The sequence below is a fragment of the Paenibacillus sp. J22R56 genome (assembly GCF_056269375.1).
This window is the reverse complement of record NZ_JBWDNV010000002.1, coordinates 190,316-202,292: the sequence shown is the minus strand read 5'-3', so window position 1 is coordinate 202,292 and position 11,977 is coordinate 190,316. Positions and strand designations below refer to the sequence as shown.

Here is an 11,977-nt window from a genome sequence, read left to right as displayed (position 1 = left end):
CTCTATTCTTAAGCGCGGTTGATTCTGCCGTACTTCCTCTAGTCCATGCTTGTCATGCTTGTCTAATGGCACGCATATGTATCAATCGATAACGATGATAAAGGAGAACATACTATGCTTCAAACCATTTTACTGCCTATGGCCATCGGCTTCACTATTTTTATTAGCGGTATGAAGCTGATGGAGCTGGCTTTACATCGATTAGCAGGCCCTTACCTCAATCATATCCTGCATCGCTCGACTGCCACTCCTATACATGGACTTGCCATCGGGACAGCCACAACGGCGTTCCTGCAGAGCAGTACCGCTGTCACCGTCATTGCGATTGGACTTGTCAATGCAGGTTTATTAACGTTTCCGCGCACACTAGGCATCATACTGGGAAGCAATATCGGCACTTGTCTAACAACCGAATTGATTGGTCTCAGCTTAAACAAGCTGGCCACTCCCTTACTCCTCGTATCCTTAACCGGTTGGCTAATAACCGTATTGCTGCATGAGCTGAGATTATGGCCCAGAATGCGGTCGGTTCGCATTCTCGAGACCATCCGCTCATCTGCCGTTGCTTTAGGCGGCTTCAGCCTGCTGCTCGCTGGCATGGCAATCATGCAAGCCATAGGACCAGCCGTTCAGGAGAGCTCCTTATTCAGCTGGTTCCTGGGCAAATCAGCGGAGAGCCTCTGGTGGGGGCTTGCAGCTGGTGCTGTGCTGACAGCTGTCGTCCACAGCAGTGCAGCCGTTATCGGAATCATCATGGGCTTCGCATCGATTGGAGCCATGCCGCTGGAAATCGGTGTCGCCGTTGTACTTGGCGCGAACATTGGGACTTGCGCAACTGCACTCATCGCTTCCTTCAGCGGTTCGAAGTCCGGCCAGTATGTGGCTTGGTCCCATACCATACTGAATGCGGGAGGGGCATTATTATTTATGCCATTTCTAGGAGAGCTAGCTGCTGCTTCCGGCTGGTTCGCACAATCTCCTGCTAGTCAAATCGCACATGCGCAGACGATCTTCAATATTCTGAGCTCGCTGATCGCATTACCATTCTGTTATCTGCCAACCTTCCGCAAACTGCCGGTCTAGTCGTATTTTACGCCAAGCAAACTAAGTGCTCCAGCCACAATCCGGTTATTATTCTCGTAACCGGATTGTTTTTGCCGCCTCCAAGCTTCAAGCGGGTCAAACCATTCAACGCCGCGAATCTCTTCAACCTGAGCCTGCAGCGAGCCGCCAACCGCCTCGACCAAATAATAATGGACCTCTTTATCGACAGTTCCCTTATGCGAATCATGATACCGATACTTAATTTGATCAATCGGTTTGATAATAGCCCCGATCAATCCGGTTTCCTCGGCAATTTCACGAAGCGCCGTCTGTTCAACGGTTTCCCCGGGCTCCATCTTGCCTTTCGGGAGTGACACTTTGCCATAACGGTCCTGAATCAGCTGGATTTGCAAGAGCCCGGCTTCGTTCCGACGATAGACCACGCCTCCTGCCGAAATTTCAACCATTTCCGTTTCCCCCTTGCCTGCTTGACATTTGCATGCAACAACGAGGATTTCCCGCTGCTCCAGTCTTACAGAAATGGGCGGGAAACCCTCGTGCGTATTTTTCTATTTCTAAGCTCTCAACGCTTCTGCAGGTACGTCATCAAGAACACGTACGAGCTGAGCGCGGCATTCATTAACGCCAGCTTCCGTAATTTTCACTCGGCAAAGCTTGCCAACAAGCGCCTCAGTACCTTCGAAGATAACCTGAATGTAGTTGTCTGAATAACCCATGACAAGACCAGTGCCTGGAGCACCTTTATAATCACGTTCCGGAATCACGTCCAGCACGGCGCCTACATATTGCTCAGCATAAGCCAGCTGCATCTTCTCCGATAGATCAATCAGCTTATGAACGCGTTCGTTCTTCACTTCTTCGTCCACTTGATCTTCCATACGTGCTGCAGGTGTACCTGTACGCTTCGAGTAAGGGAAGACGTGCATTTCGGAGAAACCGACTTCTTGCATAAACTTATAACCATTCTCGAACATCTCATCAGTCTCACCAGGGAAACCAACAATCACATCCGTAGTAATAGCTACACCAGGCATTGCTTCACGAATACGTTTCAGCTTGCCTGCAAATTCTTCTGTCGTATATTTACGGCGCATCCGCTTGAGCACCGAAGTATCTCCTGCTTGAAGTGGAATGTGCAGATGACGGCACATTTTCTCCGAACGCTTCAGAACGTCAATCATAGCATCGTCGATCTGGCTAGCTTCGATTGAACTGATCCGAATTCGTTCAAGACCTTCGATTTTATCCAAATCCCATAACAAATCAGTCAAACGATAATTTTCCATATCGTCGCCATAGCCGCCTGTATGAATGCCGGTCAGGACAATTTCCTTGTAGCCTGAAGCTACAAGCTGTTTGGCTTGCTCCAGAACACTCTTCGAATCACGGCTGCGTGACAATCCACGCGACCATGGAATAATACAGAACGTACAGAAATTGTTACACCCCTCTTGAATCTTCAAAAAGGCACGAGTACGTTCATTGAAGTCCGGCACATCAAGCTCCTCGAATTCACGAGTCTTCATAATGTTCCGAACGGCATTGACCGGTTGACGGTCATCATGAATTTGATTAACAAATGTCATGATCTTCTCGCGATCCTGTGTACCGATAACGAGGTCAACACCTGGAATCGCCATAATTTCTGCTGGTGAAGTTTGGGCATAGCAGCCCGTTACCGCGATAACTGCATCCGGATTCCGGCGAACTGCGCGGCGAATAATCTGACGGCTTTTCTTATCGCCAGTATTCGTAACTGTACATGTATTAATCAGATACACATCAGCCGTTGACTCAAAGTCAACCTGCTCATATCCTTCATTCTTGAACAGCTGCCAAATCGCTTCTGTGTCGTAAAAGTTAACTTTGCATCCCAAGGTGTAAAATGCAACCGATGGCATAAATTTCTTACGCTCCTCCCATTTCTCCGGCTTCGTACATGAGGCATGTCAGCCCTACGATGCCCGCGGTTTCTGTCCGCAATATCCGCCTGCCTAGGCCAACAATTACAGCTCCCGCCGCTTCCGCTTCATCAGCCTCACGTTCCGTAAAGCCGCCTTCGGGACCAACGATGAGCAGCATCTTGGGCTCGGCAGCCTTATCGCCTGCCTGCTTCTTCCAATTAAGCACGGCATCTCTTATGCCCTTGCCTGCTGCTGCATCGCCTTCCCGTTCATAACAAAATAACGCTAAATCAAAAGTTGGTATAGCTTCCTTCAGCTCACGCCAGCTGCGCACTGGTTCGATCGCAGGAACACGGCAACGGTGTGACTGCTCCGCTGCTTCCTTCGCAATCCTACTCCAACGCTCCAGGCGCTTCGCTTCCTTCTTGCCGTCGTATTGAACGATCATTCTCTCTGACTGGAACGGCGCAAACGAATAAGCGCCAATCTCCGTCCCTTTCTGAATAACCAGTTCCATCTTATCTCCCTTCGGCAAGCTTTGCGCGATTGTAACGGACCAATTAGACTCAGAGTCCATTGGGAGCTCCTCCACAATGTCGGCAACCACTTCCGAAGAATCGGCCTCCCGTACTGCAGCAAGTACAACACGGGATAGACCGTCACTGGCAATAAATTTCTCTTCCGGCTTCATCCGCATAACGCGGACGGCATGGAAGGCATCTTCCCCTATTAAACGCACGCTAGAGCCGTCAAACTGCTCCGCTGCTACAAAATATCGCTGCATTGCGTCAGTCTAACCATCCTTCATATTAGCATGTTTCCGCTCCAAAAATCTATGAGAGCGGCTTAAAACAACGGCTGGAATAATCTCGCAAAGAAGTTGCTAAGCGGTAACCACCAGCCAAGAATCGGATCAAGTGTCACCCGTCTGAGCGGCGGAAGAAACACCAGCAAGAGGAAGATATACATACCCCACTGTACGTTCTGGTCTAGCTTAATACCTGCTTCACGCGGCAGAATCCCCTGTACGATCCGATAACCGTCTAGAGGCGGCAGTGGAATTAAGTTAAAGATAAACAGGACGAAATTAAGATAAATAAAATAGCTCAAAAACCGTTCAATTGCAAGATCCACACCGTTAGAACCTGCATACATCAAGCCTGTTGAATTAAGTGTAAACAAGATTAGAATACCTATAACCCCAAGCAGCAAGTTACTAATCGGCCCTAATGCCGATACGATAACTCCCATAAGACGCGGCTTCTTGAAATTATTAGAATTCACGAGCACAGGCTTCGCCCAACCGAAGCCTGCGATCAGAATAAGGATAGCGCCAAGCACATCAATATGTACACGTGGATTAAGTGTAACCCGTCCCATATCATAGGCGGTTCTGTCACCAAATTTGTACGCGCTGTATGCATGAGCGAACTCATGCACGGTGAAGGAGATAATTAGCACCAGCGCCACAAAAGGCAAATCTTCAACCGGATAAGCTAAGAAACTCTCCCAGTTCATTCATTCACCTGCGGCTTTCTCGCCACGAATGCAATCCAGTCCTGGTCGCGGCGTTTATCAATGACTTCAAAGCCTGAACGGATAAGACCATCCTCAACATCGGTTTCCTTATTCTTGAAAATACCAGATGCTATGTAAATACCGTTTGGTTTCAGTGCTGCAAACACATCATCGATGAAGAGCAAAATAATTTCCGCCAAAATGTTCGCTACAACCAGATCTACCGGTAAAGTAACCGAAGTACTGCGAGCATCCCGCTCATTTACAGCATGGACAACTTTTCCTCCGAGCACACCAAGCAGATCACTTTCCACCACTTCAATATCATCCTGCAAGCCATTTAATCTTACGTTTTCCGTTGCACTTGATACAGCAACCGGATCCAGATCCAGCGCAAGTACTCGGCGTGCTCCAAGCTTCATAGCCCCAATGGCAAGAATACCTGAACCCGTTCCAACGTCAATAATCTCCTCATGGCCCTTAATAACCGACTCAAGCGTCTGCAGACAAAGTGACGTCGTTGGATGCGTGCCAGTACCAAATGCCATTCCAGGGTCCAGCTCTATGATGTTCTCGCCTTCAGCAGGCTCGTATTCTTCCCATGTCGGCTTAATCGTTAAACGTTCCGATACTCTAATCGGTTTGAAGTATTGCTTCCATGCTGTCGCCCAATCCTCTTCGTCAACAACTCTAGATGTAATCTCAAAATTGCCAGGATCAATGCCAAACTCACGAAGCTGTTCAATCCTTGGGACAACCACTGCTTTGAGAGCATCCATATCTACGCTTTCAAGGAAATAACCTTTAATAACTGCCTGACCTTCCGGAATATCGTTAAGCGGCAATTCGTACCATTGTCCTAGTGAAGTATCCCGCTCCTTATTCAGCGTGCCCGATTCTTCAATGGATACGCCGTCAGCATCCATTTCATGCAAAAAGTTTGAGATCATCTCGATCGCTTGCTCCGTTGTCGAGATCGTAATTTCATGCCATTTCATTATTGGTACCCCTCCTGAAAAAGAATTAGCGCGTTCTTTGCGTTAATTCTCACTTCGTAAACATAGTCTTAGAAAACTACCCTCTATTGTACACTATTCATCATTTATGCACAAAAAAGCGGCAAACAAAAGTGCTTGTTTGCCGCTTCTGACATCAGCCAATCGTTTCAGTCTGTGAATGGCCGCCAATCTGCTCGATCATATGGACCGCCCGCTCTACTACATCTTCATCTACTGTAGCCGTCAAAAGGCCGTTTTCATATAATCCATTCACTTCAAAAGCCCGTAGAGCTTGAAGCTTACGGAGCGCTTCCTGAGCTGCACCAGGCCCGCCGAAGTTGGCTCTGATCTCAACCTGCTGAGTCATTTATATGCCCTGCTCATTTTCTTCACGAGCATCTGCAGCCGCAGCACGACTGGTAGCTTGTTTGTCAGCTTCATCTGCCAGTTCCTCCGAAAACTCAACATCTTCATTTTTCCCTATTGGCAAATCGCCGAAGTTTACTTTCTCCATATCTTCTTTTTGCTTGTTTGTCATTGTTAATCCAGCTCCTTAAGAGATCATGTCTATTACTTAAATAGCATGCAACTTAAGAACTAGATCTATTCATATGTAAAAATAAAAAAACGTCCGGGGCTATTCGCCGCGGAACGCTTTCTTCATTTTATCGAAAATGGATTCATGATGCTCACTGTTCTCTGATGGAGCCTCGCCGCCAATTCCACCAAACTCGCGAAGCAAATCTCTCTGAGCATCGGTCAGCTTGGTTGGAGTAACGATAGTTACTTTAACATGCTGGTCGCCTTGACCGTAACCGCGCAGCTTAGGCACACCTTTTCCTTTGAGTCGGAAATAAGTACCTGTCTGCGTACCAGCAGGAATCTTCAGCTTCACTTTCTCAGTGAGCGTTGGGATTTCAATCTCATCGCCAAGTGCTGCCTGTACGAAAGTCAGCGGAACTTCGCAATAAATATCATCATTCTCACGCTCGAAGAAATCATGCGCCTTCACGCGGATAACGATATAAAGATCGCCGGCAGGTCCACCACGCAGGCCGCCTTCACCTTCGCCAGAGAGACGAATTTGTGCGCCGTCATCAACACCAGCTGGAATACGAACATTGATTTTACGCTGTTTTTTCACTTTTCCAGCGCCATGACAAGTACCGCATTTCTCTTTGATCACTTTGCCTGCGCCGCCACAATTCGAACAAGCGCGACGGTTGACCATACGGCCAAACGGCGTATTTTGGACAACCTCTTGCTGACCGGATCCACGACATACCGAACAAGTCTCCGGTTTAGTACCAGGCTTCGCACCAGTGCCCACACAAGTATCGCAAGATTCCGTACGTGGAATCGTAATTTCCGTTTCTTTGCCAAATACGGCTTCCTTGAATTCAATAGTCATCGAATATTGCAAGTCATTGCCGCGCTGTGGTGCGTTAGGGTCGCGTCGACCTCCACCGCCACCGCCAAAGAACATATCAAAGATATCACCAAAACCGCCAAAATCACCATTGCCCGAGAATCCGCCAGCTCCGCCCATTCCCTGGTTCGGATCAACATGACCATACTGGTCATATCTTGCGCGTTGTCCATCATCGCTCAGGACATCATAAGCTTCCTTCACTTCTTTGAACTTCGTCTCTGCGTCAGCCTCTTTATTGACGTCAGGGTGGTACTTACGCGCTAATTGCCGATAGGCTTTCTTGATCTCATCGCCTGAAGCACTTTTGCCTAGGCCAAGCACCTCATAATAATCGCGTTTATCTGCCAACTCATCTCACCTCCACCCATGTTTGATTCAATTACAAACGAGAAGGTCAAAGACAGGAAGACCCTGTCTTTGACCTCTCCCATTACAAGTTAAGTCTTATTTCTTGTTTTCGTCAACCACTTCGTAGTCAGCGTCAACGACATTATCTTTACCACGAGCGCCAGCATCTGCTGCTTCAGCGCCTTCAGGAGCACCGCCCTGAGCCGCTTGTGCTTGCTCATAAAGCTTCACAGACAGCTGTTGAACGATTTCGGTCAGCTCTTCAGAAGCTTTCGTAATTTGCTCCAGATCATCTGTTGCAATTGCGCTTGTTACTTTCTCTTTGGCAGCATTTGCTTTTTCAATTTCGGAAGCATCCACTTTATCTCCAAGGTCTTTCAACGTTTTGTCAACGGAGTACACAAGTTGGTCAGCGCTGTTTTTCGCTTCTACAAGCTCACGGCGTTTACGATCTTCTTCCGCGTTCAGCTCAGCATCCTTCATCATTTGTTCGATTTCAGCCTCGCTCAAGCCGCCCGAAGAAGTGATCGTAATTTTTTGGCTTTTGCCAGTACCTTTATCGAGTGCCGATACGTTAACGATACCGTTAGCATCGATGTCAAAAGTAACTTCGATTTGCGGTACGCCACGTGGTGCCAATGGAATATCATTCAGTTGGAAACGACCCAGCGTTTTGTTGCCAGCAGCCATTTGACGCTCACCTTGCAGGACGTGAATTTCAACGCCCGGTTGGTTATCTGCATAAGTGGAATACACTTGCGATTTGCTAGTTGGGATCGTTGTATTACGGTCGATCATCTTCGTGAAGACGCCGCCAGCAGTCTCGATACCAAGGGACAATGGAGTTACGTCAAGCAATACAACGTCTTTCACATCACCAGTCAATACGCCAGCTTGAACGGCTGCACCTAGAGCAACCACTTCATCAGGGTTAACACCTTTGTGCGGCTCTTTGCCGATCAGTTTCTTAACCGCTTCTTGTACAGCAGGGATACGAGTCGAACCACCGACAAGAACAACTTTATCGATTTCACTTACAGACAGACCCGAGTCGCTCAGTGCTTGACGTGTAGGAGCAAGGGAACGCTCAACCAATTGTGCCGAAATTTCTTCAAATTTCGCACGAGTCAGGTTCAGCTCCAAATGCTGTGGAACGCCATCAGCCATAGTGATGAATGGCAGCGAGATTGTTGTAGTCAGAACGCCAGACAGTTCTTTTTTCGCTTTCTCAGCAGCATCTTTCAAACGTTGAACTGCAGCTTTGTCCTTGGAAAGGTCAACGCCTTGCTCTTTCTTGAATTCAGCTACGAGGTAGTCGATGATGACTTGGTCAAAGTCATCGCCGCCCAGCTTGTTGTCGCCGCTAGTTGCTTTAACTTCAAAGAAACCGTCGCCTAGTTCAAGGATCGAGACGTCGAAAGTACCGCCGCCAAGGTCATAAACAAGGATCGTTTGATCTTCTGTTTTCTCAAGCCCGTATGCCAGTGCTGCCGCTGTAGGCTCGTTGACGATACGAAGAACTTCCAGACCTGCGATTTTACCAGCATCTTTTGTTGCTTGCCGCTGACTGTCGTTGAAGTAAGCCGGAACCGTAATAACCGCTTGTGTTACCGTTTGGCCCAGGTATGCTTCAGCATCGGATTTCAGCTTCTGCAGGATGATTGCGGAAATTTCTTGAGCTGTATATTCTTTCCCATCGATTACTTCTTTGTGGTTTGTACCCATATGACGTTTGATCGACATAACTGTACGGTCAGGGTTAGTGATCGCTTGACGTTTTGCTGTTTCACCAACAATACGCTCGCCATCTTTCTTGAAACCAACAACAGAAGGTGTTGTACGGTTGCCCTCTGGATTCGGGATAACGACAGCTTCGCCGCCTTCCATTACTGCAACGCAAGAGTTTGTAGTACCAAGGTCAATACCAATAACTTTACTCATCGTGAAGTTCCTCCTTAATAGATCAATCTTATTTAAATTCCAATGAAAGGAATAATTATTAGCCGCTTACTTTAACCATTGCAGGACGCAGGACACGATCCTTCAGGATGTAACCCTTTTGCACTTCCTCAACGACAATGCCTTCTTCGTGCTCATCTGATTCCACTGTCATAATTGCTTGATGGAATTCAGGGTTAAACGCCTCACCAACAGCCTCCATTGCTTTAAGGCCTTCTTGCTGCAGCGTTTGCTCGAGTTGACGGAAAATCATATCCACGCCTTTGGCAAGCGCATCAAAGTCCTGATTAGCGGTAGCCGCTGATACAGCACGTTCGAAGTTATCGACAACTGGAAGCAGTTGTCCGATCAGCTTCATGGAAGCGTATTGCGCAAGATCTTCTTTTTCCTTTTGCGTACGACGACGGAAATTATCGAAGTCCGCTTGTGCACGTAAGTATCTTTGTTGATTCTCCTCGGCCAGCTTTTCGAGCTCTTCAAGGCGCGAATCTTCCTGCACTTCAACCTCTTGCTGCTCTTCCACTTGCTCGTCTATAACTTCATCGATTGTTTCGTTATGTTGTTGGTCATTACTCACCATATTCACCTCCTTAAAAGAATTGCAACACAACTGGCTGAGCCAGTCGTGCAATTCTTACTTCGTAAGCATAATCCTTAAAAGAATTGCAACACAACTGGCTGAGCCAGTCGTGCAATTCTTACTTCGTAAGCATTATTGCGAAGCAATTCTTACTTCGTTAGCATAATTCTTTACACTGTCTAAGCGCAGATAAATCGTGCGCGCTTGCCCTTGCCGTTCGTCTGGTGCTGCGCGCCGTGCGCGGGAGAACGTGGTGATGCCTGAAGAGCGCAGCGCTCGCCTTTGAAAACGGGAATATTCCGCTAGGAATATCAATCCAAATTCCCGTTTTAAACAGCGACGGAAGGCAACACCACGTTCGTACGCGCCAAGCATACAGCACCAATCGAACAAGCAACAGCAATCCGACGCTATTTATAGAAGCGTCCCATGATTAAAGCCAAATCCTTACTAATAACATCAAGGAGGCTAATAACTTTCCCGTATTCCATACGGGTAGGACCAAGTATTCCAATGGTGCCAAGTGACTTTCCGTCCAACTGATAAGTTGCCGTAATCAAACTGCAATTCGCGATTGCCTCTTGGTCATTTTCTGTTCCAATCCTCACTTGTATACCCGAAGGTGCTGCGGAAATCATTTTCATAACGGCAGGTGTTTGATCTAGCAAATCCAGGATCGTCTTCACTTTATCAACATCTTTAAACTCCGGCTGTGTAAGCATGTTCGTTGTTCCGCTAAGGAAAATCCGCTGCTCATCATCATTTGTCAGTGCACTGTCCAGAATACCAAGCACTTCTTCGCAATGATCAACATAACGTTCCAGCTCTTGACCAACTTCTGCATACAGCTTTGACTTGAGACGAACGAGCGGAATGCCAATCAACTTCGCATTCAGGATGTTCACAATCTTCTCCATCTCATCCATTCGGATGCCGGGAGGAATTGTAATCGTCCTATTCTCAACATGACCGGTATTCGTCACAATAATCGCAACAGCCGACTTATCATCTAGAGGCACCAAATTAAAATGTTTCAGCGAATTGCTGAACATCTCCGGCCCAAGCAAGATCGACGTGTAGTTCGTAAGATTGGACAAGATCATCGCTGCATGCTGGATGACTTGCTCCATCTGACTCATTTTCTCTGAGAAGAAGGAACGAGCCTGATTCATATCTGTATCATTAATTTCATTTAGCTTCACGAGATGATCAACGTAATACCGATAACCTTTAGTAGATGGAATGCGTCCTGCCGACGTATGCGGCTGCTCGAGGAAACCAAGCTCCTCCAGATCGGCCATTTCATTACGAATGGTTGCAGGGCTGAAGCCTACGTCGCCGCGCTTCGAAATGCTTCTAGAACCAACTGGCTCAGCAGAACGGATATAGTCGTCTACAATTGCATTCAGTATCATTCTTTGCCGTTCAGTCAACATTCGCATCCCTCCAAAAAGATTATCTGACCTTCTCGTTAGCACTCATTAGAGCCGAGTGCTAATCATTAATACAAAAATACCAAACCACCTTGTTCATTGTCAAGTCGGTTCAGCATTTTCAGGCCTGTCTTCTAATGATTAACATAATAAAAAGGCTAGGCATGCTGCCTAACCTTTTGTCCATTTTATGATTTGACTAATCCTCATCGGATTAGCTCAACATTTTCAATACAGCGATTTCGTCGCAAGCATGCTGCTTCGGACAGTTTACACAGTCCTTCCAAACCTTTTCCGGAAAAATCTCTTTCTCCACAACGGTAAATCCGTTCCGCAGGAAGAAATTAACCGCATAAGTGAGCGCCATAACTTTTGGTATGCCTTGCTCTCTTGCTTGTTCGATCAGAAAATCAACAAGCTTATTGCCGATCTTGAGACCTCTGTAACCCTCAGTCATGCCCAGCGAACGGATCTCAACCAAATCAGCGCCAAGCCGTAATAATGAGCCGCAGCCAACGACCTTGTCACCAAGCTCTGCCACAACAAACGTATCCAGCTGATACTTAAGCGTCTCCCGGGTGCGGGGCAGCATGATACCCTGTTCCGCATAGCCTTTAATGAGTTCATACAAAGTTTCCACATCTTCCGGTGCCGCTTTTCTGCAAACCACCGTTAATTGTTCCGTCGCCTCCATGCTGCAATCGCCTCCACCCGGTGCAAATTCATTCCATGTGAATAAA

At 47.3% G+C, this 11,977-nt stretch carries 13 protein-coding genes; 1 reads left to right on the top strand and 12 read right to left on the bottom strand.

The genetic code is table 11. The annotated features are described in order from the left end of the window. Window positions 1–114 precede the first annotated feature (114 nt). Complete coding sequence (locus AC0YNT_RS04705) at window positions 115–1,083, top strand: Na/Pi cotransporter family protein (protein ID WP_475803567.1); 969 nt, start codon at window positions 115–117, stop codon at window positions 1,081–1,083. Here AC0YNT_RS04705 and AC0YNT_RS04700 read toward each other — a convergent pair. From AC0YNT_RS04700 to AC0YNT_RS04645, 12 genes are all read right to left on the bottom strand, one after another. After that, complete coding sequence (locus AC0YNT_RS04700; protein ID WP_167272399.1) at window positions 1,080–1,511, bottom strand: NUDIX hydrolase; 432 nt, start codon at window positions 1,509–1,511, stop codon at window positions 1,080–1,082. The genes AC0YNT_RS04705 and AC0YNT_RS04700 overlap by 4 nt on opposite strands. Window positions 1,512–1,619: 108 nt before the next feature. Then, window positions 1,620–2,966 carry a tRNA (N(6)-L-threonylcarbamoyladenosine(37)-C(2))-methylthiotransferase MtaB gene (gene mtaB, locus AC0YNT_RS04695; protein ID WP_475803566.1) on the bottom strand — a complete coding sequence of 449 codons (1,347 nt, stop codon included), beginning with the start codon at window positions 2,964–2,966 and terminating at the stop codon, window positions 1,620–1,622. A gap of 7 nt (window positions 2,967–2,973) precedes the next feature. Further along, the gene (locus AC0YNT_RS04690) at window positions 2,974–3,753 is read right to left on the bottom strand and encodes an RsmE family RNA methyltransferase (protein ID WP_475803565.1); all 780 of its coding nucleotides are present in this window, start codon (window positions 3,751–3,753) and stop codon (window positions 2,974–2,976) included. Window positions 3,754–3,815: 62 nt separating this feature from the next. Next, window positions 3,816–4,487 (bottom strand): site-2 protease family protein, encoded by a 672-nt coding sequence (locus tag AC0YNT_RS04685; RefSeq protein ID WP_475803564.1) that lies wholly within the window; start codon window positions 4,485–4,487, stop codon window positions 3,816–3,818. Next, a complete protein-coding gene (gene prmA / locus AC0YNT_RS04680) occupies window positions 4,484–5,485 on the bottom strand; it encodes a 50S ribosomal protein L11 methyltransferase (RefSeq protein ID WP_475803563.1) in 1,002 nt (333 codons plus the stop codon). The genes AC0YNT_RS04685 and prmA overlap by 4 nt, the downstream gene beginning before the upstream one ends. 154 nt (window positions 5,486–5,639) lie before the next feature. Then, on the bottom strand, window positions 5,640–5,852 hold the full coding sequence (locus tag AC0YNT_RS04675) for a hypothetical protein (RefSeq protein ID WP_475803562.1): 213 nt from the start codon (window positions 5,850–5,852) through the stop codon (window positions 5,640–5,642). Continuing rightward, window positions 5,853–6,023, bottom strand: coding sequence for a YfhD family protein (locus AC0YNT_RS04670; protein WP_475803561.1), 171 nt, complete (start codon window positions 6,021–6,023; stop codon window positions 5,853–5,855). A gap of 99 nt (window positions 6,024–6,122) precedes the next feature. Next, window positions 6,123–7,265, bottom strand: coding sequence for a molecular chaperone DnaJ (gene dnaJ, locus AC0YNT_RS04665; RefSeq protein ID WP_475803560.1), 1,143 nt, complete (start codon window positions 7,263–7,265; stop codon window positions 6,123–6,125). Window positions 7,266–7,361: 96 nt separating this feature from the next. Beyond that, window positions 7,362–9,206 (bottom strand): molecular chaperone DnaK, encoded by a 1,845-nt coding sequence (dnaK, locus tag AC0YNT_RS04660; RefSeq protein ID WP_475803559.1) that lies wholly within the window; start codon window positions 9,204–9,206, stop codon window positions 7,362–7,364. A gap of 58 nt (window positions 9,207–9,264) precedes the next feature. Beyond that, complete coding sequence (gene grpE, locus AC0YNT_RS04655) at window positions 9,265–9,804, bottom strand: nucleotide exchange factor GrpE (protein ID WP_167272371.1); 540 nt, start codon at window positions 9,802–9,804, stop codon at window positions 9,265–9,267. Between the two features lie 410 nt (window positions 9,805–10,214). Next, a complete protein-coding gene (gene hrcA / locus AC0YNT_RS04650) occupies window positions 10,215–11,240 on the bottom strand; it encodes a heat-inducible transcriptional repressor HrcA (protein WP_167272367.1) in 1,026 nt (341 codons plus the stop codon). A gap of 211 nt (window positions 11,241–11,451) precedes the next feature. After that, a complete protein-coding gene (locus AC0YNT_RS04645; RefSeq protein ID WP_167272363.1) occupies window positions 11,452–11,931 on the bottom strand; it encodes an N-acetyltransferase in 480 nt (159 codons plus the stop codon). Window positions 11,932–11,977 lie beyond the last annotated feature (46 nt).